Source organism: Sphingobium phenoxybenzoativorans, assembly GCF_018286635.1.
Lineage (GTDB): Bacteria > Pseudomonadota > Alphaproteobacteria > Sphingomonadales > Sphingomonadaceae > Sphingobium > Sphingobium phenoxybenzoativorans.
Map to the genome: position 1 here is coordinate 2,504,437 of NZ_CP073910.1, position 24,214 is coordinate 2,528,650.

The 24,214-nt window shown below is 62.7% G+C and carries 22 protein-coding genes; 5 read left to right on the top strand and 17 right to left on the bottom strand.

Translation table 11 applies throughout. From position 1 onward, the window contains the following. Positions 1-19: 19 nt before the first annotated feature. From KFK14_RS12230 to KFK14_RS12250, 5 genes are all read right to left on the bottom strand, one after another. Positions 20-445: an MAPEG family protein gene (locus KFK14_RS12230; RefSeq protein ID WP_212607826.1), complete on the bottom strand. Its 426-nt coding sequence runs from the start codon at positions 443-445 to the stop codon at positions 20-22. A gap of 78 nt (positions 446-523) precedes the next feature. After that, positions 524-1,141 (bottom strand): phosphatase PAP2 family protein, encoded by a 618-nt coding sequence (locus tag KFK14_RS12235; protein WP_212607827.1) that lies wholly within the window; start codon positions 1,139-1,141, stop codon positions 524-526. Positions 1,142-1,164: 23 nt separating this feature from the next. Next, positions 1,165-2,559, bottom strand: coding sequence for a dihydrolipoyl dehydrogenase (gene lpdA / locus KFK14_RS12240; protein WP_212607828.1), 1,395 nt, complete (start codon positions 2,557-2,559; stop codon positions 1,165-1,167). Positions 2,560-2,581: 22 nt separating this feature from the next. Further along, entirely contained in the window at positions 2,582-2,980 is a 399-nt protein-coding gene (locus tag KFK14_RS12245; protein ID WP_212607829.1) for an acyl-CoA thioesterase, read from the bottom strand. Then, positions 2,980-4,272 (bottom strand): pyruvate dehydrogenase complex dihydrolipoamide acetyltransferase, encoded by a 1,293-nt coding sequence (locus tag KFK14_RS12250; RefSeq protein ID WP_212607830.1) that lies wholly within the window; start codon positions 4,270-4,272, stop codon positions 2,980-2,982. The genes KFK14_RS12245 and KFK14_RS12250 overlap by 1 nt, the downstream gene beginning before the upstream one ends. A gap of 139 nt (positions 4,273-4,411) precedes the next feature. Between KFK14_RS12250 and KFK14_RS12255 the strand changes: the two genes are divergently transcribed. Then, positions 4,412-4,867: a universal stress protein gene (locus tag KFK14_RS12255; RefSeq protein WP_212607831.1), complete on the top strand. Its 456-nt coding sequence runs from the start codon at positions 4,412-4,414 to the stop codon at positions 4,865-4,867. Between the two features lie 148 nt (positions 4,868-5,015). Here KFK14_RS12255 and rnr read toward each other — a convergent pair whose 3' ends face one another. Further along, a complete protein-coding gene (rnr, locus tag KFK14_RS12260; RefSeq protein WP_212607832.1) occupies positions 5,016-7,313 on the bottom strand; it encodes a ribonuclease R in 2,298 nt (765 codons plus the stop codon). 65 nt (positions 7,314-7,378) lie between these two features. On the opposite strand from rnr, the gene glpD reads away from it, so the two are divergent. Together glpD and KFK14_RS12270 are read left to right on the top strand one after the other, a co-directional pair. Next, complete coding sequence (gene glpD, locus KFK14_RS12265) at positions 7,379-8,833, top strand: glycerol-3-phosphate dehydrogenase (RefSeq protein WP_212607833.1); 1,455 nt, start codon at positions 7,379-7,381, stop codon at positions 8,831-8,833. 27 nt (positions 8,834-8,860) lie between these two features. Continuing rightward, positions 8,861-9,328, top strand: a complete 468-nt coding sequence (locus tag KFK14_RS12270) for a cupin domain-containing protein (protein WP_070153363.1) — start codon at positions 8,861-8,863, stop codon at positions 9,326-9,328. A 6-nt stretch (positions 9,329-9,334) separates the two neighbouring features. Here the strand turns inward: KFK14_RS12270 and proS are convergent, their stop codons facing one another. Together proS and phaR are read right to left on the bottom strand one after the other, a co-directional pair. Then, entirely contained in the window at positions 9,335-10,858 is a 1,524-nt protein-coding gene (gene proS / locus KFK14_RS12275) for a proline--tRNA ligase (protein WP_070153366.1), read from the bottom strand. 112 nt (positions 10,859-10,970) lie between these two features. Then, complete coding sequence (phaR, locus tag KFK14_RS12280) at positions 10,971-11,522, bottom strand: polyhydroxyalkanoate synthesis repressor PhaR (RefSeq protein ID WP_070153369.1); 552 nt, start codon at positions 11,520-11,522, stop codon at positions 10,971-10,973. Between phaR and KFK14_RS12285 the strand changes: the two genes are divergently transcribed. After that, positions 11,521-12,642: an alpha/beta fold hydrolase gene (locus tag KFK14_RS12285; RefSeq protein WP_212607834.1), complete on the top strand. Its 1,122-nt coding sequence runs from the start codon at positions 11,521-11,523 to the stop codon at positions 12,640-12,642. The two genes, phaR and KFK14_RS12285, sit on opposite strands and share 2 nt — an antisense overlap. A 55-nt stretch (positions 12,643-12,697) precedes the next feature. Next, on the top strand, positions 12,698-13,870 hold the full coding sequence (locus KFK14_RS12290) for an acetyl-CoA C-acetyltransferase (protein ID WP_212607835.1): 1,173 nt from the start codon (positions 12,698-12,700) through the stop codon (positions 13,868-13,870). Positions 13,871-13,976: 106 nt separating this feature from the next. Here KFK14_RS12290 and alr read toward each other — a convergent pair whose 3' ends face one another. The 9 genes from alr to mce all read right to left on the bottom strand — a co-directional run bounded on the left by alr (position 13,977) and on the right by mce (position 24,198). Next, the gene (alr, locus tag KFK14_RS12295; protein WP_212607836.1) at positions 13,977-15,023 is read right to left on the bottom strand and encodes an alanine racemase; all 1,047 of its coding nucleotides are present in this window, start codon (positions 15,021-15,023) and stop codon (positions 13,977-13,979) included. Positions 15,024-15,042: 19 nt separating this feature from the next. Beyond that, positions 15,043-16,644 (bottom strand): MFS transporter, encoded by a 1,602-nt coding sequence (locus KFK14_RS12300; RefSeq protein WP_212607837.1) that lies wholly within the window; start codon positions 16,642-16,644, stop codon positions 15,043-15,045. Positions 16,645-16,706: 62 nt separating this feature from the next. After that, the gene (locus tag KFK14_RS12305) at positions 16,707-17,078 is read right to left on the bottom strand and encodes a tRNA-binding protein (RefSeq protein WP_212607838.1); all 372 of its coding nucleotides are present in this window, start codon (positions 17,076-17,078) and stop codon (positions 16,707-16,709) included. 94 nt (positions 17,079-17,172) lie between these two features. Further along, on the bottom strand, positions 17,173-19,158 hold the full coding sequence (locus KFK14_RS12310) for an acetyl-CoA carboxylase biotin carboxylase subunit (protein WP_212607839.1): 1,986 nt from the start codon (positions 19,156-19,158) through the stop codon (positions 17,173-17,175). Further along, on the bottom strand, positions 19,159-19,695 hold the full coding sequence (locus KFK14_RS12315) for a hypothetical protein (RefSeq protein ID WP_212607840.1): 537 nt from the start codon (positions 19,693-19,695) through the stop codon (positions 19,159-19,161). It lies immediately after the preceding gene. A 133-nt stretch (positions 19,696-19,828) separates the two neighbouring features. Continuing rightward, positions 19,829-20,830 carry a biotin synthase BioB gene (gene bioB / locus KFK14_RS12320; RefSeq protein ID WP_212607841.1) on the bottom strand — a complete coding sequence of 334 codons (1,002 nt, stop codon included), beginning with the start codon at positions 20,828-20,830 and terminating at the stop codon, positions 19,829-19,831. Further along, positions 20,830-22,983, bottom strand: coding sequence for a methylmalonyl-CoA mutase (gene scpA / locus KFK14_RS12325; protein WP_070153399.1), 2,154 nt, complete (start codon positions 22,981-22,983; stop codon positions 20,830-20,832). The genes bioB and scpA overlap by 1 nt, the downstream gene beginning before the upstream one ends. A gap of 1 nt (position 22,984) precedes the next feature. After that, a complete protein-coding gene (locus tag KFK14_RS12330) occupies positions 22,985-23,761 on the bottom strand; it encodes an enoyl-CoA hydratase-related protein (RefSeq protein ID WP_212607842.1) in 777 nt (258 codons plus the stop codon). Next, on the bottom strand, positions 23,758-24,198 hold the full coding sequence (gene mce / locus KFK14_RS12335; RefSeq protein ID WP_212607843.1) for a methylmalonyl-CoA epimerase: 441 nt from the start codon (positions 24,196-24,198) through the stop codon (positions 23,758-23,760). The genes KFK14_RS12330 and mce overlap by 4 nt, the downstream gene beginning before the upstream one ends. Between the last annotated feature and the right edge of the window lie 16 nt (positions 24,199-24,214).

The following is a 24,214-nucleotide window of genomic DNA, read 5'->3' on the forward strand; positions in this document are numbered from 1 at the left end:
TTATAATACAGATGTAAAATTATCGGCCGGATGCGATGTCGATGGCGAAGCCGATCCACATGGCCGAAAGTATGGCGCAGGACAGAGCGTAGACGGCAAAGCGCGCCATCACCGGGCCTCTGGTCGCATGGATGACGCTGTGCGCCACGCGCAAAAGAACGAAAATCCAGGCGAGAAAGATCTGGAGATGATCGGCGTGGCGGGTGATCAGCAGTAGCGGCACCAGCGCGAAATAGAGCACCGGCATCTCGAACAGGTTGCGCAGGTTATTTGCGGGCATCTCGACCGGCGAGAAATAACGAAGCGCCGCTTCGCCCGTCGCCAAATCCTCCTTAGCCGGGGGATTGGCCTTCATATGGCCGGATCGCTTGACGAACATCAGCAACCACACGGCATAGACCAATGCGACCAGCAGGAATGTGGGCCAGAGAATATCGACTTGCATGATTGCCTCCCCTTGCTGTTTGACTGAAGCAATACAGCATGGACGCGCAGCGGCGGCAAGCAGGTCAGCAACGACGGATCAGCGGCGCAACCACCCGCCGCACAGGAACAACCACCCTATTCCCAATATCCAGCCGGCCAGGACATCGGTGGGCCAGTGAACGCCCAGCCACACCCGGCTGAAACCAATGGGGAGAATCATCGCGGAAGCGGCGATCCATGCCCACCCCCGGCCGATCAACATAGCCAGCGCGCCGAAGAAGATCATATTTCCCGACGCATGGCCGGACGGAAAGCTGTAGCTTTTTACGATGTCCAGATGCGGCAGAAGGTCGGGACGCGGCGCGGCGAACACCTGCTTCAGTCCGGCGTTCAGCAATGTGCCGCCCACCACGACAAGAACCAGCCAGACTGTCTGACGCCCTCTGCCGCGCCAGAACAACATGGCGCAGGCGACCAGACTCATGCCGATCCGCGCCGCTGTATCGCCGATCTCGCTCAGCCCAACCATTGTCAGGGTGACGGGCGGACCGATGGCGGTGTCGCGCCATGCTCCCGCCCCCCCCATAAGGCCGTGATTGAAGGGCCTGAGCCATCCCCAGCGCTGCGCGAGGGCGATGGCCAGAACCAGCAGCAGCGACAGGATGAACAGCAGCGCCCGGCGACCAAGATCGCGCCGATGTCTCACCCCCGCCATCCCGTCACCCGCACTCCAATTCCTCAGATATGGAGCGCGCGGCCATAGGCGCTCAGCACGCCTTCATGCATGACTTCCGAAATGGTCGGATGCGGGAAGATCGTGCCCATCAGCTCCGCCTCGGTCGTTTCCAGCGTCTTGCCGATGACATAGCCCTGGATCAGTTCGGTGACTTCCGCGCCGATCATGTGCGCGCCAAGCAATTCGCCCGTTGCCTCATCAAACACGGTCTTTACGAAGCCCTCGGTCTCGCCGAGCGCAATCGCCTTGCCATTGCCGATGAAGGGGAATTTGCCGACCTTCACCTTGTATCCCGCTTCCTTCGCCTTGGCCTCCGTCAAGCCGACCGAGGCGACCTGCGGACGGGAATAGGTGCAGCCGGGGATATTCTTCACGTCCATCTCATGCGGATGTTCGCCGGCCATCGCCTCGACGCAGATGACCGCCTCATGCATCGCCTTGTGCGCGAGCCAGGGTGCGCCGGTGACATCGCCAAACGCGTAGACACCCTCGACATTGGTCTTGCCGTAACCGTCCGTGACGATGTGGCCGCGATCGGTCTTAACGCCCAGCGCTTCCAGCCCGATATTCTCCGTATTGGGGACGATGCCGATGGCGACGATGGCGTGGCTGAACTCCTCGGTGGTGACCGTACCGTCCTTCGCCTTGATCTCCGCCTTCACGCCTTTGGGCGTAGCCTCCAGCTTCTGCAGGCCGGTGGAAGTGCGGATATCCATCCCGAATTTCTTGAGCTGCTTTTCCATGAACGCGCTGATTTCCGCGTCCTCGACCGGCAGGATGCGATCCAGCATCTCCACCACGGTCACTTTCGCGCCCATGTCGCCATAGAAGCTGGCGAACTCCAGCCCGATCGCGCCGGAACCGATGACCAACAGATTGGTCGGCATTTCCGGCGGTGTCATGGCGGTGCGGTAGGTCCAGATCTTCTTGCCGTCGGCCGGCGCGAAAGGCAGATCGCGGGCGCGGGCACCGGTGGCGACGATGATCTTCTTGCCCTCCAGAACGGTCTTTTGATCTCCCTGCGTGACTTCCAGCTTGCCCTTGCCGACAAGCTTGCCAACGCCCTCATGCACGGCGATCTTGTGCTTCTTCATCAGCATCTTGACGCCGCCGTTAAGCTGATCGGCAACCTTGCGCGAACGCTGGACGACCTTTTCCAGATCATAGGCGGGTTTGGGCGCGGACAGCCCATAGGCTTCGGCATGGGTGATGTAATGATAGATTTCCGAGGAGCGCAGCAACGCCTTGGTCGGAATGCAGCCCCAGTTGAGGCAAATGCCGCCGAGCCGTTCACGCTCAACGATGGCGACCTTCATGCCAAGCTGCGCCGCGCGGATCGCGCCGACATAACCGCCGGGACCGGAACCAAGGATGATAAGGTCGTAAGTGTCAGCCATGATGCAGAACTTTCTTTGCTGATTATTGCGCCAGGGGGGGCACGCTGCGGGTTTGGCGATCCTCTCCGATCGCCACGAAAGTAAAGGTAGCTTGTGTCACGCGGTAGGAGCGATCGTCATGCCGGGTGCGGCGCCAGGCCTCCACCGCTATATTCATGGACGTGCGGCCTACGCTTTTCAGGGTTGCGAATACGGACACCTCATCTCCCACGACGACGGGCCGGAGGAACTCCATGCCCTCCACCGCGATCGTCACCGCCCTACCCTTTGAATGACGGGCGGCGACGGAACCAGCTGCCGAATCCATCAGGCTCATCAGCCAGCCGCCGAAAATATCCCCATAGGGATTGGTGTCGGCGGGCATGGCGATGACGCGGACGGCCGGATCGATCGCTGGAGGAGCCTCGTCGGATTTGCTCATCAGGCGAGCATGCTCAGCGGATTTTCGACGAGCGCCTGGAACGCCTGCATGAGCTGCGCCCCCACTGCGCCGTCAATGGCGCGGTGGTCGAAGCTGCCCGTCGCGGTCATGACCGTTGCAACGGCCAGGGCGCCGTCCACCACATGCGGACGCTTGTCGCCAGCGCCAACCGCCAGGATCATGCCCTGCGGGGGATTGATCACAGCGTCGAACTGCTTGATGCCGAACATGCCGAGGTTGGAGATGGAGGCGGTGCCGCCCTGATATTCCTGCGGCTGCAGCTTGCCGTCGCGGGCGCGGGCGGCGAGGTCCTTGGCCTCTGTCGCGATCTTGGACAGGGATTTGCCGCCAACATCAGTGATAACCGGCGTGATCAGGCCGCCGGGGATCGCAACGGCCATGGATATGTCCGCGCGATGGAATTTGATGAGATTATCGCCGGAAAACTGGACATTTGCATCCGGCACCTGCGTCAGCGCAATGCCAAGCGCTTTAATCAGCAGGTCGTTGACCGAAAGCTTCACGCCGCGGCTTTCGAGACCCTTGTTGAGATCACCGCGCAGCTTTAGCAACTTGTCGAGATTGCAGTCGAGAGTCAGATAGAAATGCGGAACGGTCTGCTTGGATTCCGTCAGGCGGCGCGCAATGACCTTCCGCATCGACGACAGCTTGATCGTCTCCGAAGGTACGCCTTCCGGCGCGGGAGCGGGCGCCGCAGCCGAAGGAGCAGCGGCCTGCGACGAGGGAGAGGGCGCGGCAGTTGCTGCGGACGGCTTCGCGCCATCAAGGTCAGCCTTGACGATGCGACCGTTCGGACCGCTGCCTTCGATCGTCGAAAGGTCCAGACCCGACTGCTCGGCAAGGCGGCGTGCAAGCGGGCTTGCCTTCAAACGGTCACCGTCGGAAACGGATTTTTCCGCCTTCGCGGGTACAGGATCGGCCTTGGCGACTGGCGCGGGTTCAGCCTTGGCAGGCGTGGCGTCCGCTTTCGGCTCGGCCTTCTCCGCTAAGGGCGCGGCGGCCGGTGTAGGCGCTTCCGCAGCATCCTCGCCTTCGCCTGCGAGCGTGGCGATAACAGTTCCGACCTTCACGCCTTCGCTGCCTTCGGGCACCATGATCTTGGTGATCGTGCCTTCGTCGACAGCCTCAAATTCCATCGTGGCCTTGTCCGTCTCGATCTCGGCCAAAAGGTCGCCGGATTTTACCGTGTCGCCTTCCTTGACGAGCCATTTGGCCAGCGTGCCCTCCTCCATGGTCGGGGAGAGCGCCGGCATCTGGATGTTGATCGTCATGGGGTGTGCAGCCCTTTATTAAGGTGATTCCAGGGGAGGTTGGTGCGGTTTTGACGCTTTGGCCGCATGGGTCAAGGGTAGCCTTGTTTTCCGCAAAGATATGCCCCAGATTCAGGCTTCACAAGCGGGGCGGGCCTCCATGCGCATTTATCTTGTGGTCGTTGACGAAACACGGGAGGCCGAGGCCGCCCTGCGCTTTGCCGCGCGCCGCGCCGCCAAGACGGGCGGAGCGGTCCAGATCCTCGCTTTGGTGCCCCCTACCGAGTTCGTCCAGTGGGGCGGCGTGCAGGCGACGATCGAGGAGGAGGCGCGGCAACGGGCCGAGGCCCTGGTGACGGGCGCGGCGGGAACGCTGGTTGAAGAATCTGGGATAAGGCCGGTCATCACCGTGCGGCAGGGCGACCCCGTAACCGTTGTGCGCAAGATGCTGGACGATAATGACGATATTGCAGCGCTGGTGCTGGGCGCGGCGGCCGTGGGGCCTCCCGGACCGCTGGTTGCGCATTTCGCGGGGGCCGAGGCAGGACGCCTGCCCTGCCCTGTCATGGTCATACCGGGATCGCTGGACCGGGAAACATTGGATCGGCTGAGTTAGGCTTTTTCGCAGCCTACTCGTCCGTTCAGGCTGAGCAAAGTCGAAGCCTTTTACTGAGCGAAGCGAAGTGCCTTCGCCTTTCGGCTCTGGCGGCCCCTTCGACTTCGCTCAGGGTGAACGGATTTTCTGGATCAAACCATCTCCGGGATCACTTCTTGCGATGCTTGCCCCGCGCGCTGCCGATATGCCGGATATTCGACGGGCGGCCCCGTCTTTGCAATGGTTTGCCCCGCAACCGGTCGCCGCGCACCGGCAGATGGTTCGCGCCTTCGGGAATTTCGAAGCGCAGCGCGCCGTTGATCGGGTCGGCCTCCACCAGCCGCAGCGGAAGATGCTGCCCGACGGTATAGCGGTCGCCGCTGCTCATGCCCTCCAGCGCCTTGCCCGCCTCGTCAAAGAAGAAACGCTCCGCGCCCAATGTCGACACAGGCACCAGCCCGTCGCCGCCAAGCCCCTCCACCGTCGCGAAGAAACCGAAATTCTGGACGCCGGTGATGCGGCACTCAACCACCTCGCCCACGCGCGTCGCCAGGAAGGCGGCGACATAGCGGTCGATCGTTTCGCGCTCCGCTTCCATCGCTCGCCGTTCATGCTGGCTGATGAGCTCGCCGACGCGGCCCATATTCGCCATATCCTCGCCACTGAGCGAGCTTCTCTCCGGGATCGCCTTGTCCTTCGGCGCAGGCAGTTCGAGGCCATAGGCGCCAACAAGCGCGCGGTGGACAAGCAGGTCCGAATAGCGGCGGATCGGCGAGGTGAAATGCGCGTATGACCCCAGAGCCAGACCGAAATGGCCTGCATTTTGCGGACCATAATAAGCCTGGGTCTGGGTGCGCAGTATCTGCTCCATGATCTGCGGCCGCGCCTCATTGTCGCCAAGCTTCGCGATCAGGCGGTTGAAGGTCGACGGCTGGATGACCTGCCCCAGCGCGAACTCCATGTCGAAGGTCTTGAGATATTCCTTCAGCGCCACCAGCTTTTCCCGTCCCGGCGGCTCATGGATGCGGTACATGACGGGCGCCTTCTTCGCTTCCAGCGCCTTGGCCGCCGCGACATTGGCGGCGATCATATAGTCCTCGATCAGACGATGGGCATCCAGCCGCTCCCGCACGGCAACGCTGACGATCCGCCCATTCTCATCCAGCACGACCCGCCGTTCCGGCAGGTCGAGGTCGAGCGGACTGCGCGCATCCCGCGCCTTGGCCAACAATGCCCAGCACGCCCAGAGCGGGCGAAGCGCGGTGTCGAGCAACGGGTTTTCCACCTCGCCGTCGATCGCCGCCTGCGCTTGCTCGTAGGGAATATTGGCGGCGACGCGAATGACGGCGCGGGTGAAGCGCCAGGATGTGACCTTCCCCTTCGCGTCGATAACAAGGTGGCAGGCCATCGCCGCCCGGTCCTCCTCGGCGCGCAATGAACACATGTCCGAAGAAAGCTGATGCGGCAGCATGGGGACCACGCGGTCGGGGAAATAGACGCTGTTGCCCCGCTTGCGCGCTTCCCTGTCCAGGGATCCGCCGGGCCGGACATAATAGGACACGTCAGCGATGGCGACGATGGCGCGGAAACCGCCCGGATTGGCGGGGTCCTCATCTGGCGCGGCCCAGACCGCATCATCGAAATCGCGGGCATCGACGGGATCGATGGCGACGATAGGCAAATGGCGCAGATCCTCCCGCTTGTCCTCATGCAGGGGAAGGCTGGCGACGCGCACTGCCTCCTCCTCCGTGGCGTCGGGAAAGACAAAGGGGATACCATGTTTATGGATCGCGATCAGGCTGAAGCTTTTCGGCGCGAAGGGATCGCCGAGGATATCCGTGATACGCGCGCTGATGCGGGGCGGACGGCCGCTCGCCTCCGCCAGCACCAGGTCGCCGGGTTTGGCGTCCCCCGCGTCGCTGATGGGCGTAGCATTGCGGATGCGCTTGTCGACGGGACGCAGCCAGAGCTTGCCGCCCTCCTTCGCCTCGATCACGCCGAGCATGAGGTCGGAGCCCTTGGCAAGCTTCTTCATCGGGTGGGCGATCCAGCCATTGCCCGCTTCTTCCGTGCGGGCGAGGATGCGGTCGCCGACGGTCAGCGCGCTCCGCTTGCCGCGCTCCACAATGCGCAGGCGTGGCGGGGGAATGCCCTCCCCCTCCCACTTGTCCGGCACGCCCAGAAGCTGATTGCCATCGACATCGACGATGCGCAGCACCGTCACCTTCGGCACGCCGCCCATCTTGTGAAAGGCGCGGGCGGGACCAATGTCGATCAACCCTTCATCGGCCATGTCCTTGAGCAGCGCCTTGAGCGCGATCTTTTCCTGCCCTTTCAGCCCGAAAGCGCGGGCGATCTCCCGCTTGCCCGCAGGCGTATCGGAGGTCGCGATGAAATCCATGATCTGATCGCGGGTGGGAAAGCCGGCGGGCTTCACCTTTGAGGGCTTGCGGGTGGGGGGTGCCATGCATCCGCTATAGGGAGGCGGCGGCACGGTTGCCAGCGCCGTTCCGCTTGGCCACAAGATAGGCGGTGACCTATGACCTCATCATCGTCGGCGGCGGAATAAATGGATGCGCCATTGCGCGCGAAGCCGCGGTCAACGGGCTGAACGTCCTGCTGGTCGAAAAGGATGATCTGGCGGCGCATACCTCGTCGGCCTCCACCAAGCTGATCCACGGCGGATTGCGCTATCTGGAATATTATCAGTTCAAGCTGGTGCGCGAGGCGCTGCAGGAGCGCGAACGGTTGCTGAAGGCCGCGCCTCACCTGATCCGGCCGATGCATTTCGTACTGCCGCATGAGAATGCTATCCGTCCGTGGTGGATGGTGCGGCTGGGCCTCGCGTTCTACGACCGGATCGGGGGCAGGATCAGCCTGTCACGATCGCGCAGTTTGAAGCGGCGCGACGATCTTTTCCTCGCCCCGCTGCGGCGCAAGGGAAAGGGCTTCGTCTATTCAGACTGTTGGGTCGATGACGCCCGGTTGACGTTGCTGAACGCGATGGACGCCGCGCAACATGGCGCGCGGATCATGACGCGGACCGCCCTGGTTTCTGCGCAGCGCCGGGATGGCGTGTGGCAGGCCGAGCTTTCGGACGGGCAGCGGATCGCGGCGCGCGCGATCGTCAATGCCGCAGGTCCCTGGGTCGCGGAGATGCTCGCCGATATCCATGTGCAGAGCCGCAGCAAGGTTCGGCTGGTGAAGGGCAGCCACATCATCGTACCCCGCCTGTTCGAAGGTGAGCATGCCTATATGCTGCAGCAGCCGGACCGCAGGATCGTGTTCGCCATCCCCTATCAGGGAACGAGCACATTGATCGGAACCACCGATGTCCCGGTCGCCCGGCCGGAGGATGCCGGGATCAGCGAAGATGAAGCGCTTTATCTTTGCGCAGCGGCCAATCGCTATCTGGGGCGGCAGATAACGCCGCGCGACGTGACTTCGAGCTATAGCGGCGTCCGGCCGCTTTATGACGATGGCGCGCCGGAAAGCCGGGCTGTGACGCGGGACTATGTGCTGGAATTGGATAGCGAGGGTCCGCCCGCCCTGTCGGTATTCGGCGGCAAGATCACGACCGCGCGGAGGCTGGCGCAGCAGGCTTTCGATACGCTGGCGGGCGCCATGAACTGGCGGCGCAACGCGTCGACGGAGGACAGACCCTTTCCCGGCGGCGAAATGGCGAATTTCTCGCGCTATCTGGAGGAAGTCCGCAAAGGCTGGCCCTTTCTGGGTGAGGCGCGTTCGCTGCGGATGGCGCGGGCTTATGGCGTGATGCTGGGCGAGATGCTCGACGGCGTGAGCAGCGCAGAGGCAATGGGCAGGGATTTCGGGAGCGGCTTTACGGAGATTGAGGCCCGGTGGATGCGCGACCGCGAATGGGCGGCAACGGCCGACGATTGCCTCATGCGACGTAGCAAGCTGGGCCTGGCCATGAGCAATGCCGAACAAATTTCATTCCAGGTATGGTGGGAAAATCTCTCCTGATCGTTGAAAGGCGAAAGGGAGAAAAACATGGGTCACATCTACAGATCCGGCTTGGCGCTCGCGGCGCTTCTTCTTCACGGCGCGGCCGATGCGCGCGACGACAAAACCCGCCTTGCATACGCCATCAACAAGGATGGGGCCGACCATTATGTCTGGGGCGGAAAGAATGACGGATGGTATCTGGTCAAACGCCAGGACATGACCGTCATTCAGGAACGCATGGTGTCCGGCGGCGAGGAAGTGGCCCATTATCACAAGAAAGCCCGCCAGTTCTTCTATGTCCTGTCAGGCGAGCTGGTGATGGAGGCCGATGATTATTCCAACGTCGTCAAGGCCGGCGAAGGCATAGAGATCGAACCGGGCAAGGTGCACCAGGCCCGCAACCCCAGCGGAGCGCCGCTGGAGATGCTGGTGATCTCCTTCCCCAACAGCCATGCCGACCTGGTGGAAATCAAGCCCGCGCGCCGGGAAACGCGATTGGCGCAGGCGGACTGATACAATTTAATAGGCGCGGCCCACGAGGACGCGCTCCACGGCGGCATCGCCGGTAAAGATGCATGCGCCATCGGCGGGCCCGGCATCGGATGGCACGTTGCGCAGCGTCAGTTTCAGGCCCTTGAGCGTTTCCACCACCTTGTCGAGCGCCGCGCCGGTGGGCTTGCTCCACTGCACTTCCAGCCAGCCGGGACGCGCGGCCGAGAACCACGCCTTCAACCCTTCCATGTCTTTCACGTCGCGGTTTATGTTGCGCGAAATGAACGCGGTCGCCTCCTCATGCAATGCCGTCTGGATTTCGGCGAGCAGTTGCACTGCGCCACCAATAAAGTCGCCCTTCGCCATGATGGCGCTGTCGAGCTTTCCATCCGCCTTGTAGAGCCGGTCACGGCGCAGCACGGAAACATTGCCCGCCGCCAGATCGCGGCCGCCAACCTCGACAATGACCGGCGCGCCCTTTTTCACCCAACCCCAGCGCTTGTTCGCAGCCTTGGCCGACTTGCGGTCGAGATGCGCGCGGACCGGTTCGCGGAAAACATCCTGCGCGTTGAGCGCTTCGGTGATTTCCGCGCAATAGGCGAGAATATCCTCATCCTCCGGCGTATCGCGCAGCATGGGCACAATGACGATCTGATGTGGCGCGATGCGCGGCGGACAGCGCAGCCCGTCATCGTCGCCATGCACCATGATGACGCCGCCAATCATGCGGGTGGACACGCCCCAACTTGTGGTGTGCGCCAGTTCCTGCTGCCCCTCGCTATTCTGGAAGCGGATATTCTGGGCGCTTGAGAAGGTGGTGCCAAGGAAATGCGAGGTGCCCGCCTGCAGGGCTTTGCCGTCCTGCATCATCGCCTCAATCGAATAGGTCGAAACAGCGCCGGGAAAACGCTCATTCTCCGGCTTCTCGCCCGCGATCACCGGCATCGCCAGACAATCTTCGGCGAAGCTGCGATAGACCTCCAGCATCTTGAGGGTTTCCTCGCGCGCTTCCTCCGGCGTAGCGTGCGCGGTGTGCCCCTCCTGCCAGAGAAACTCGCTGGTACGCAGGAACATGCGGGTGCGCATTTCCCAGCGCACGACATTGGCCCATTGGTTGATCAGCACGGGCAGGTCGCGCCAGCTCTGCACCCAGCGGGAGAATGCCGCGCCGATAACGGTTTCGGACGTAGGCCGCACGACCAGCGGCTCCTCCAGCTTCGCTTCCGGGTCGGGAACCAGCCGGCCGTCCTTCTGGATCAGCCGGTGATGCGTGACGACCGCCATTTCCTTGGCGAAACCGTCGACATGCTCCGCTTCTTTCTCGAAGAAGGAAAGCGGGATGAACAGCGGGAAATAGCAATTCTCATGTCCGGTCGCCTTGATCTCGGCGTCCAGAAGCTTCTGCATACGCTCCCATATGCCATAGCCCCAGGGGCGGATGACCATGCAGCCCCGTACGCCGGATTCCTCGGCAAGATCGGCCTCGGAAATGACCGCCTGATACCAGGCGGCGAAATCCTGTTCGCGGGTGACGTTGAGAGCGTGTTTCACTTACCTGACCTGAATTTGCGGGAATCCCTCGCCCATAGGCAAGCAGGCCGGTCATGTCGAGGCTGGCGGCACGCGCACGTCCGGTCAGCCCATGCAGACCGGACGAGGGAGATTATTTGGCCAGCTTCTCGATCTTGGCGTTAAGGCTGGCGAGTTGCGCCTTCAACTGCGCGATCTCGTCATCCTTGTCGTCCCCCTGCTCGGCCGGAGCGTCCTTGCCCTGAAATGCGCTCGTCGCGGCTTCGAACAGCTTCATGTTGCGCTTGGCGATCTCCGCCAGCGGGCCGCCGGCAAAGGCGCCCTGCATGGCGTCCTGAAACTGTTTCTGATTCTTGCGGAACGCCTCCATCGAGGCTTCCAGATATTGCGGCACCATCGATTGCATCGAATCGCCGTACATGGAGATAAGCTGGCGCAGGAAGTTCACCGGCAGCATATTCTTGCCGCGCTGTTCCTCCTCCATGATGATCTGGGTCAGGACATTGTGCGTGATGTCCTCGCCGGTCTTGGCGTCGACAACAACGAACTCCCGGCCTTCGCGCGTCATCTGCGAAAGCAGGTCGAGCGTGATATAGCTTGATGTTTCGGTGTTGTAGAGCCGCCTGTTAGCGTACTTCTTGATCGTCACCGGTTCCGAATCGCCCGCCACCTTAGACTTGGCCATGAATGAAGCTCCCATCCCAGTTGATGCTGCAATAGCACCAAAGGTTTCTGCACCGCAACATGGACCGCGGCCATTACCGCTGTTTCTCGACATATTGTGGCGTGAAACGCACGGCGATCCAGCGTTGCGGCAGCGCGCGTTCACGGGATTGGCGCGATATCAGAACGCTTCACGGCCGCTTCCGCCTCCCCCGCCCCGCGCCGCAGCATCCGCGCAAAATACGCGATTGTTGCATTATGGCACGGAAAACCGCCCAAAAATCACGAAATCCCAATCTCTTACCGCACCGGCGCCAGTGGTTTTCATCCCTTCGCTGATCAACCCGCCTACTGTGCTCGACCTTTCCGAAAGGCAATCCATGTTGCGCTACCTTGCTGCGCGCGGTCATGATCCGTGGCTGATCGATTGGGGAACGCCGAAAGCTGGCGAGACCGGGCTGGACCTGGCGGGCCATATTGAACGGAAGCTGGTTCCCCTGATTGAAAGCATCGGCCGCCCCGTCATCCTCGCCGGCTATTGCCTGGGCGGCACATTGGCCCTGGGGCTTGCCGCCATCATGCCCGTAGCCGCCGTCGCCGCGATTGCATCGCCATGGAACTTCGACGGCTTCCCGCCCGACGCGCGGGAGGAAGTCGCCCGGCTGTGGAGCAACGCCAAGCCGGTGTGCGCCCGGCTGGGCTATGTCCCGATGGAGGTGCTGCAATCGGGTTTCTGGTCGCTCGATCCGGCGCGGACGATCCGCAAATATGCCGCGTTCGGAGACATGGCCCCCGGCTCTCACGCCGAGCAGGCGTTTCTGGCGCTGGAGGACTGGGCCAATGAGGGGCCGCCCCTGACCTATGCGGCCGGGGAGCAATTGTTCGAGCATCTCTATGCAGGCAACGCCACCGGCCTGGGCCAGTGGACAATCGGCGGCCAGCACGCCTCGGTCACGGACCTGCCCTGCCCCACCCTGTCGATCGCATCGCTGACCGACCGAATCGTGCCGGCGGCGTCATCGCCCGTGCTGGACGAGAACTGGACGCTGAAGCTGGGCCATGTCGGCATGATCATCAGCAGCCGCGCGCAGGAAACCCTGTGGGACCGGCTCTCCGGGTGGCTATCCAAGCATGGAGGCTGATGCTAAGGCCCGCCCAGTTTGAGATAGTGTCCTCAGGATAGTGGGAGGTTTCATCATGACCGACATCGTCATCACCGCAGCCAAACGTACGGCCGTTGGAAGCTTCCTTGGCGCATTCGGGACGACCCCGGCGCATGAGTTGGGCCGGGTCGCCATAGAGGCGGCGCTGGCGCAGGCGGGCGTGGCTCCAGCAGAAGTGGACGAAGTGATTCTGGGACAGGTGCTGACCGCCGCCCAGGGCCAGAACCCGGCGCGGCAGGCGTCCGTCAATGCGGGCATCCCCATCGAACGCACCGCGTTCGGCATCAACCAGGTTTGCGGATCGGGCCTGCGCGCCGTGGCGCTGGCGGCGCAGGCGATCCAGACCGGCGACGCCGCGATCATGATCGCGGGCGGCCAGGAGAGCATGTCGCTTTCCCCCCACGCGCAGGCGATGCGTGCGGGCACCAAGATGGGCAATGCCAGCCTGGTCGATACGATGATCCTCGACGGTCTGACCGACGCCTTCAACGCCTATCATATGGGCATCACGGCCGAGAATGTGGCCGAGAAATATCAGGTGACCCGCGAGGAGCAGGATTCCTTCGCCGTCGCCAGCCAGAACAAGGCGGAAGCGGCGCGCGCCGCCGGCCGCTTCGTTGACGAGATCGCCCCCGTGACCGTCAAGGGCCGCAAGGGCGACACCATCGTCGATGCCGACGAATATATCCGCGCCGGGGCGACCATCGATGCGATGCAGGGCCTGCGCCCGGCCTTCAAGAAGGACGGCACGGTAACGGCCGCCAACGCCAGCGGGATCAATGACGGCGCAGCGGCGCTGGTGCTGATGTCCGCCGCCGAAGCCGCCAAGCGGGGAAGCCCGGTTCTGGGACGGATCGCGTCCTGGGCGACCTGCGGCGTTGATCCCTCCATCATGGGCATCGGCCCGGCTCCGGCGAGCCGCAAGGCGCTGGAAAAGGCGGGCTGGAAACTGTCCGACCTCGACCTGATCGAAGCGAACGAAGCTTTCGCCGCGCAGGCGCTGGCCGTTGGCAAGGAACTTGGCTGGGATGCGGAGAAGGTGAACGTCAATGGCGGCGCGATCGCCATCGGCCACCCGATTGGCGCATCCGGCGCGCGGGTACTGACAACCCTGCTTTATGAAATGGGCAAGCGGGACGCCAAGAAGGGCCTCGTCACCCTCTGCATCGGCGGCGGCATGGGCATCGCCATGTGCGTCGAGCGCTGAGGCGAAGTTTCCCGAATAAACCGTTCGTCCTGAGCGTGTCGAAGGACCGTACTGTTCTTTGGAGAAGGCAGGACTTCGATACGCTCAGGACGAACGGAAAAACGGCCTACGCCCATATCCGGTCGTACCGTGCACCGAGGCCAGTCAGCAGTTCATAATGCGACAGGCCCGACTGCGCAGACGCAATCCGCAGATCATATTCGATGTCGACCCAGTCGCCCTCGGCGAGATCCGGCTGCGCGCTGACATCGATGATCAGCAAGTCCATCGACACCCGGCCAAGGACAGGCAAGCGCACGCCTTCCACCAGCGCAGCGCCACGGCCCGAAAAACCCCTCAGATACCCGTCGGCATAGCCAAGGTTTAGGATCGCCGCCTCTACGTCCTGCGTGGCCGTGAAGGTCGCGCTGTACCCAGCCGTATCGCCGGCCCGTATCTTCCGGCGCTGGAGTATCTGCGCCTGGGGAAACACGACCTGGCGAATGCCGCTTTCCGCTTCAGCGCGGGGCATGCCGCCATAAAGCGCCAGCCCAGGGCGGGTAAGACCGAAACGATAGGACTCACCGAGCAAAATCCCGGCGCTGTTGGAAAGGCTGAGGCGTCCGGCTTTCACCTTCTGCGCGACATCCGCAAAGCGATCCCGCTGTTGGGCGTTGAGGGCATGATCCTCATCCGCGCAGGCCAGATGGCTCATCAGCGTATGGATCGTCAGACCCTCGGTCAGCGCCGCGCAATCCTGTCGCCAGTCGAGGCCGAGACGATTGATCCCGGTATCGATCATCACGTCGCAAGCGCCACCGCCAGCCTTCCGCCAGCGCGCAACCTGCTCCGGCGTGTTCAGCACGGGCCTGGCCACGCCCGAAAGCGCAGCAGGCATATCCTCGGCACGGACGCCGTGCAGTACGGACAGCGACACGCCCTCCGGCAAGGGCATGAGCGCCTCCGCCTCCGCCCAGGTCGCCACAAAGAAATCCCGGCATCCGGCGGCAGCGAGATGTGCCATAACCTGCCGTGAGCCAAGGCCATAACCATTGGCCTTGATCGCCGCGCCGCATGCAGCATCCCCGCCCACAGCGCGCAGCCAGCGCCAGTTGGAAACCAGCGCCTCCCTATCAAGGCGCAGGCGAAGCGGAGCGGCGGACGATGAACTCATGGCCGAGCCGATAGCGGCCTCAACCAGTCGCGTCCAGTTTCGCGCCGCGCGTCTCCGGGAGGCCCCACAGGGCGACGGCCAGCGCCATCGCAACCACCGCTATCGTATACCAGAGGCCCGAATAGGGATCGCCGGTCTTTGCAACGATATATTGGCTGACCAGCGGCAGGAACCCGCCGAAATAGCCCGTCCCGATATGATAGGGGATCGACATGGAGCTGTAACGGATGCGCGCCGGGAATAATTCCGATAGCATCGCCGCGACAGGCCCATAGGTTGCGCCAGAAAGGGCCGAGAGCGCCAGCACGCCCACGAATATCATGAACAGTTGCGCACCAGACGGCGTGACCTTGGCGAAGTCATAGCCCTGAGCGACCAGCGCTGCGTCCAGCGCGGCGGGACTGGTGTCAGCCTGAACCGCGCCCGCGATACTAACCTGCGCCGTGGGCGATACCGCCTTGGTGTAATGCACACCCTTTTTGGAGAAATAGTCCAGCAGCTTGCCGCAGTCGGTCGGCTGAACCTTCGCAAACGGATCATAGCTGCAATTGGGGCCGCTGACGACGACCGGTGCGCGGGCCGACAATTTGGCTAGATCGGGATTTGCGGCGCTGCCGATCAGGTGGAAAATGGGAAAAAGTAGGAGCAGCGTGGCGGCATAGCCAATGACCACCGGCTTCTTGCGCCCGATCTTGTCCGACAAATGCCCGAAGAACAGGAAGAAGACGAGGCCGGTCGTCGCCCCGAATCCCACCACCATCTGTGCGACAACCGGTTCGACCTTGAGCGCGTTCTGGAGGAAATAGAGAACCTGGAACATCGCGGTGTACCAGATGACCGTCAGCCCCGCGGCGACGCCGAACAGCGCGACGAAGATCCGCTTCTTGTTGCCCGGATAGGTGAAGGTCTCCTTCAGCGGGTTCTTCGCCTGCTCACCGGCGGCCTTCATGGCGACGAACACCGGACTTTCCTTGAGCTTCAGGCGCATCCAGAGCGAGAAAGCGAGCAGCGCCAGCGAGAACAGGAACGGGAAGCGCCAGCCCCATGCGTCCCACGCCTCCTGGCCAAGCACCCATTGCGTGCCAAGCACGACGATAAGCGACAGGATGAAGCCGCCGACAACGCCCGCCTGAATGAAGCTGGTATAGAAGCCGCGCTTTCCCGGCGGCGCATGTTCCGCGACATAGATGGCCGCGCCACCATATTCGCCACCAAGCGCCAGTCCCTGACATATGCGCAGCAGGATCAGGATCGCGGGTGCGGCATAGCCGATCGTCGCGGCGGAAGGCAGGATGCCCACGCCTGCCGTGGCGACGCCCATGAGGACAATCGTCGCCAGGAAGGTATATTTGCGGCCCAGCTTGTCACCCAGATATCCGAAAAGCACTGCGCCAAGGGGACGAAAACCGAAACCAACGGCAAAACCGGCAAGCGAGTAGAGCAGTTCGACCGTCGGGTTATCGGTCGGGAAGAAGGTCCTGCCGATGATTGCGGCGAGCGTGCCGTAGATGAAGAAATCATACCATTCGAACACGGTGCCGAGCGACGATGCGGCGATGACCAGCCGGTCACGCTTCGCATTCATCACATAATCAGCACCAACCCCCGCGGCTTCCGCCATTATGCGCCCCTATTTCCGATCATTGCTCATATCCTGTATGTTTCCTGCACCCTGCACAAGGGTCAGAACAGCCGGGAGCCATCCGGCACGTCCCGATCCGGCGCGAACAGGACGACCGCCCCGGCCTCATCGGCAAAGCCCAGGGTCAGCACCTCCGACATGAATTTGCCGATTTGCCGCCGGGGAAAATTGACGACCGCCGCGACCTTCCGCCCGGCAAGGCTTTCCAGCGCGTAATTTTCCGTAATCTGCGCGCTGCTCTTTTTATGTCCCAGCACCGGGCCGAAATCGATCACAAGCTTGAACGCGGGTTTGCGTGCTTCGGGAAAAGGCTCTGCCGAAACGATGGTACCGATACGGATATCGACCTTCAGAAAATCCTCGAAGCTGATTTCCGGGGCGGCTGGGGCAGATGGATCGTGATTGAGGTGCATATTAGCCCCTTATCCGTTCGGGCCGGGCTTGTCGAAGCCTGTCCTGAGCACCCGCCTTGCAGGCAGTCGAACGGCTCAGCCCGAACGGAGAAGATTATTCCATCTCCAGAATGATGGCGTCGACGGGCAGGCTGTCGCCCTGCTTGGCGGAAACGGATTTCACCACACCCGCCTTCTGCGCGCGCAGAATGTTTTCCATCTTCATCGCCTCGATCACCGCGAGCGGCTGACCAGCCTCAACCTTCTCGCCTTCGCCGACATGCAGCTTCACCAGCAGGCCCGGCATCGGACAGATCAGGAAGCGCGAAAGGTCCGGCGGAATCTTCTCGATCATGTGCGCGGCGAACGGGGCGATATGGGCCGGCAGCACGCGCAGCACATGACTCGCGCCATGCGCCGTCAGGCGGAAGCCGCTGCGGACCGGGGCGATCTTGACCGCCAGCGGAACGCCATCGAATTCCGCCTCCACCAGCCTGTCGCCCGGCGTATATTCCAGGCTCATGTCCATCACTTCGCCATCGACGACCACTTCATCGACGTCGAAGCCGACCTGATGCACAGCGCCGCCAATCTTCACTTCCCACATGCTGGGCGGGCGAAGGCGCTTGCCGAGTTGGCCATCGATGCGGCGCGCACGGTCGGCATAGGCGGTGGCGGCGAATGCGCCGACAGCGGCAAGCTTCCTGAGCAATTCCGGTGACGCGGGCGCGCCCTCGAACCCTTCGGGATATTCCTCCGCAATGAAGCCGGTGGTGATGTTGCCGCTGCGGAACCGCTCATGCTGCATAATGGCGGACAGGAAATCGATATTGTGACCGGGACCGTCGATTTCGAACTTGTCGAGCGCGTCGATCTGCTTGTCGATCGCCTCCAGCCGGGTCGGCGCATAGGTGATCAGCTTGGCGATCATCGGGTCGTAGAACATGCTGACCTCGCCGCCTTCGGCAACGCCGTCATCTACGCGCACGCCGTCGCCTTCCTCTGGCGGGCTGTAGCGCGACAGACGGCCCGTGGAGGGCAGGAAGCCGCGATACGGGTCCTCGGCATAGACGCGGTTCTCGACCGACCAGCCGTTGATCTTCACATCCGCCTGCGTGAACGCGAGCTTCTCGCCATTGGCGACGCGGATCATCTGCTCGACCAGATCGACGCCCGTAATCTGCTCGGTAACCGGATGCTCCACCTGCAGGCGGGTATTCATCTCCAGGAAGTAGAAACCGTCGCCGGTCTTGTCCTCGCCCGACACGATCAGCTCGACCGTGCCCGCACTGAAATAGCCGACGGCGCGGGCCAGCGCGACGCACTGCTCGCCCATCTTCTTGCGCATTTCCGGGCTGACGAAGGGCGACGGCGCTTCCTCGACCACCTTCTGATGGCGACGCTGGATCGAGCATTCGCGCTCGTTGAGGTAGACGATATTGCCATGCTGGTCGCCCAGCACCTGGATCTCGATATGGCGCGGGCTTTCGATGAACTTCTCGATGAACACGCGGTCATCGCCGAAGCTGTTCAGTCCCTCGCGCTTGGTGGCCTCGAAACCCTCGCGGACATCCTGCTCGCTGTAGGCAAGACGCATGCCCTTGCCGCCGCCGCCAGCCGACGCCTTCATCATTACCGGATAGCCGATCTCGTTGGAGATTTTCACGGCATGCTCGGTGTCCTCGATCACGCCGACGAAACCGGGGACGACGTTGACGCCCGCTTCCATGGCGAGCTTCTTGGACTCGATCTTGTCGCCCATCGCGGCGATCGCATTGGCGGGCGGGCCGACAAAGATGATGCCCTCAGCGTCGAGCGCGTTTCGGAAGCTTTCGCGTTCCGAGAGGAAGCCATAGCCGGGGTGGACTGCATCAGCGCCGGTCTGCTTGCATGCCGCGATGATCTTGTCGGCGATCAGGTAGGACTGGGCGGCGGGCGAAGGCCCGATATGCACGGCCTCATCCGCCATCAGGACATGGGGCGCGCGGGAGTCAGCGTCGGAATAGACAGCGACGGTCTTGATGCCCATCTTCTTGGCGGTGCGCATGACCCGGCATGCGATCTCGCCACGGTTCGCGATCAGGATTTTCGTGATTGCCATTTAGGTTTTGCTCTCTCGCCTATATATAAACCATGTGGAAATGAGTAGCGTCGCCGACACGATCACGTTGATCGTCGGGAGGGCCAGCATGAATAAGTTGGCGCCGTTGACGTCACAATTGTCTGGTCCGGGCGTTTCCACGCCAACGCAAAGCGGATCGCTCATTGGACGCATCTGCCCGCCAAACCCCATCGAGAAGTAGAGTGCGCCAAAGAGGGCGAACCAAATTACCAGCGTAAGAAACGCGCTCATTCTAAGCGACGAAGTTTCACCGTCTGGTTTGCGCAGGAGCGTAATGCAGGCGACTGGAACGGCGACTATGGCGGTCGCAACTACAGAGCCCAGTGCCCAGTATCCTCCCCAAGTGCGCGAATTGCGGAAAATGGACTCCATCTCATTCAAGCGCCAGTTCAAAGGATCAAACGCGCGCTCGGCGAATACACCAATGGCTGGACCGCCATTGGCTATAGCCCAGACCAGCAGCAAAAAGGCCAAAACCCATCTGGCATTTATAGCGACGGATGGCTGATAGCTCATTTTGCTGCCACAAACTCACTCGCCCTCGTCATGCCGGACTTGATCCGGCATCCCGCTTTCTTCCTACGCAACAGCAGAGAAGAGGCGGGACCCCGGATCAAGTCCGGGGTGACGAAGGAAACGCGCGCCAAGATCACTCAGCCGCCTCCAGATGCGCCTTCACTTCCGCCTGCATAGGCACGACGCCCAGCTTGGCGAACAGCGCCGCGTCGGCATTGTCGCCCGCATTGGGAGTGGTGAGCAGCTTGTCGCCAGTGAAGATGCTGTTCGCGCCCGCCATGAAGCAGAGCGCCTGGCAAGCTTCGGTCATGCTCTCGCGACCGGCCGACAGGCGGACCATGCTTTCCGGCATGACGACGCGCGCGACCGCGACCGTGCGGACGAACTCGATCTCGTCAATCTTCGCGAGGGGCGTGTCGGCCAGCATATTGCCCAGCACCGTGCCCTTCACGGGGACGAGCGCATTGATCGGCACGCTGTCGGGATGTTTGGGAAGGGTCGCCAGCGCATGGAGGAAGCCGACCCGGTCCTCGCGCTTCTCGCCCATGCCGACGATACCGCCCGAGCAGACATTGATGCCCGAATTGCGGACATTCTCCAGCGTTTCCAGCCGGTCGTCGAACGTCCGGGTGGTGATCACCTTCTCATAATGTTCGGGCGAGGTGTCGATATTATGGTTGTAATAGTCCAGCCCCGCATCGGCGAGCGTCTTGGCCTGCCCCTCGGTCAGCATGCCGAGCGTCATGCAGGTTTCCATGCCCATCTGGCGGACGCCCTTCACCATCGAGACGATGGCCGGCATGTCCCGCTCCTTGGGGTTGCGCCAGGCGGCGCCCATGCAGAAGCGCGAGCTGCCCGCGTCCTTCGCCTGCGCTGCCGCCTGCATGACGGCCTGTACGCTCATCAGCTTTTCGGCCTTCAAACCCGATTCAGCGGACGCGGACTGGTTGCAATAGCCGCAATCCTCCGGGCAACCGCCGGTCTTGATCGACAGCAAGGTGGAAAGTTGAACCTCATTGCACGGATGGTTCGCACGGTGAACGGTCTGCGCCTCAAACATCAGGTCGTTGAAGGGCAGGTCGAACAGCGCGGCGATCTCCTCGCGCGTCCAGTCGGTACGAACTTCTACGGTCATTACGCGGCTTCCTCCAGCCCGGCAGGGGGCATGTTGTGGCCGAGGAGGCGCAGCACGTCTGCGGCGCATTCCACGACGTTGGAGCCAGGGCCATAAATCCCCTGGACGCCTGCGTCACGCAGATAGTCATAGTCCTGCGGCGGGATGACGCCGCCTGCGATGACCTTGATGTCGTTGCGGCCCTGTTCGCGCAGCTTCTGGATCAGCTCCGGGATCAGCGTCTTGTGACCCGCCGCCAGGCTGGACGCGCCGACCACATCGACCTCGCTCTCCAGCGCAAGAACGACCGTCTCGTCGGGCGTCTGGAACAGCGGGCCGGACACGACATCGAACCCCATGTCGCCAAAGGCCGAGGCGATGATATTCGCGCCGCGATCATGCCCGTCCTGACCCATTTTGGCCACGAGAAGCTTGGGTTTGCGGCCCATCCGGCGCTCGACCGCCTTCACGCCGTCCAGCACCTGCTGCCAGCGGCTGTCGCCTTCATAGGGCTTGGCGTAAACGCCTTTCACCGGCGTCGGCTGCGTCCCATAGCGGTCGAAGCTTTCCTCCATGGCGGAAGAAATCTCACCCAGCGTCGCGCGCGCGCGGGCGCATTCGACGGCAAGGGCAAGCAGATTATTCTCCAGGCTGGCTGGCGCAGCCGCGCCTTCTCGCAGCGCCTGCAAAGCAGCTTCGCATTTTGCGCTGTCACGCTCCGCCTTCACCTTGTTGATGCGGGCGATCTGGCCTTCGCGCACCTTGGCGTTGTCGACTTCCAGCGTTTCGAGAAGGTCCTCATTGGCGAGGCGATATTTGTTGACGCCCACGATCACGTCGTCGCCGCGGTCGACCCGCGCCTGCCGCGCGGCGGCGGCGGTTTCGATCATCGCCTTGGGCCAGCCAGCCGCAACGGCCTTCGCCATGCCGCCTTCCGCCTCGACGCGCTCGATAATCTCCCACGCCTCGTCCACGAGCTGCTGGGTCAGGGCCTCGACATAATAGCTGCCGCCCAGGGGATCGACGACATTGCACATGCCGGTCTCCTCCTGGATGACGATCTGCGTATTGCGGGCGATGCGGGCGGAGAAATCCGTCGGCAGCGCAATCGCCTCGTCCAGCGCGTTGGTGTGGAGCGACTGGGTGCCGCCCAGCATCGCCGCCATCGCCTCGATCGTGGTGCGCATGACGTTGTTGTACGGGTCCTGCTCGGTCAGCGACACGCCGCTGGTCTGGCAGTGGGTGCGCAGCATCTTGGACCGTTCGTCCTTCGCGCCCATCTTTGTCATCACCCGGTGCCACAGCACCCGCGCGGCGCGCAGCTTGGCGATTTCCATGAAGAAGTTCATGCCGATGGCGAAGAAGAAGCTGAGGCGTCCGGCGAACTTGTCGATGTCAAGGCCCGACGCCACGCCATAACGCACATATTCCGCGCCGTCGGCGATGGTGAAGGCCAGCTCCTGCACCTGCGTCGCCCCGGCCTCCTGCATATGGTAGCCGGAGATGGAGATGCTGTTGAACTTGGGCATCTCGCGAGAGGTGTAGCCGAAGATGTCGGAAATGATCCGCATCGAGGGTTCGGGCGGATAGATATAGGTGTTGCGGACCATGAACTCCTTGAGGATGTCGTTCTGGACCGTCCCGTCGAGCAGCTTCCTGTCGACGCCCTGCTCCTCACCCGCGACAATGAAGAAGGCGAGGATCGGGATCACAGCGCCGTTCATGGTCATGGAGACCGACATCTTGTCGAGCGGAATGCCGTCGAACAGGATTTTCATATCCTCCAGCGTGTCGATCGCCACGCCGGCCTTGCCGACGTCACCGGTCACACGGGGATGATCGCTGTCATAGCCGCGATGCGTCGCCAGGTCGAAAGCGACCGACAGACCCTTCTGACCCGCCGCCAGATTGCGGCGGTAAAAGGCGTTGGATTCCTCGGCCGTCGAGAATCCCGCATATTGCCGGATCGTCCAGGGGCGGCCTGCATACATGGATGCGCGCACGCCGCGCGTGAACGGCGCAAAACCGGGAAGGCCCGGATCGACGGTGACATCCTCCGCCGTGTAGAGCGGCTTGACGGTAATCCCTTCCGGGGTTTCCCAGTTCAGGTCCTTGCCCTTCACTTCCTTGGAAGCTGCGGCTGACCATTGATCGAGGGTTGGCTTGTCCGTCATGTCACTTACCCTTGAAAACCGGCTTGCGCTTCTCGCCGAAGGCGGTGATCGCCTCCCGCGCATCCTCGGTGCGGCCTGCGGCGCGCTGATCGTCGCGTTCGGAATCGAGAACGGTGTCGAGCGATGAATCCAGCGCGGAATTGATCGCCTTGCGTATCATGCCCAGCGCCACCACAGGTCCCGCCGCAAGCTTCTTCGCCAATGCCAGCGCCGCGTCATGCAGCGCCTCGTCATCGACAACCTTGTGGATCAGCCCCCAGTCAGCAGCCTTTTCCGCCGGGATTTTCTCCCCCAGCAAGGCCATCTCCATGGCGCGCGAGCGCCCCACGGCCTTGGCCAGCATCCATGTCGCACCGGCGTCAGGAACCAGACCGATATTGGCGAAAGCCAGCAGGAAATAGGCGGAACGCGCCGCCACCGTCAGGTCGGCCGCCAGCGCGAGGGAACAGCCAGCCCCGGCGGCGGCGCCCTGCACTGCGCTCACCACCGGGACCGGGATCGCCGCAAATTTGCGGACGAGAGGATTGTAATGTTCTTCCAGAAGCTGGCCCAGATCATCGGGCAGGCCGCCGGTGGAGACGAGATCGGCGCCGGACGAGAAGGCGCGCCCCTCCCCCTTCAACAGTACGCAGCGCGCGCCATCGGCAACTGCGCGATCGAGCGCCGCGCCGATATCGCCCAGAAGGGCCGTGCTGAGCGCATTCAGCCGGTCAGGCCGGTTAAGCGTCAGGATCGCGACGCCCTCATCCAGCGTGTAGAGGAGATGCTGTTCGCTCAATGCGCGCCCTCCTTCGGCGTTTCCATGATCTCGGTCAGAACGCCGTTCATGTCCTTGGGGTGGACGAAGAAGATCAGCGTCCCATGCGCACCGATGCGCGGCTCGCCCAGAACGCGCGCGCCCTTGCCCTCGAACCACGCCTTGGCCTCATGGATGTCGGGGACTTCATAGCACATATGATGCTGGCCACCGGCAGGGTTCTTGGCGATAAAAGCCGTGATCGGCGAGCTTTCGTCGAACGGTTCGATAAGCTCGATCTGCGTCCCCGCCGTGCCGTTCTCACCGGGCGTATCGACGAAGCAAACCTTCACGCCTTGCGCGGGCAAGTCGAAAGGCGCGTGAATCTTCGTCGCGCCCATCACGTCGCGATAGTAAGCGATGCTCTTTTCGAGCGAAGGCGTGGCGACGCCGATATGATTGAGACGGCCGAGTTTCATTCTAGTCACCCCTTCC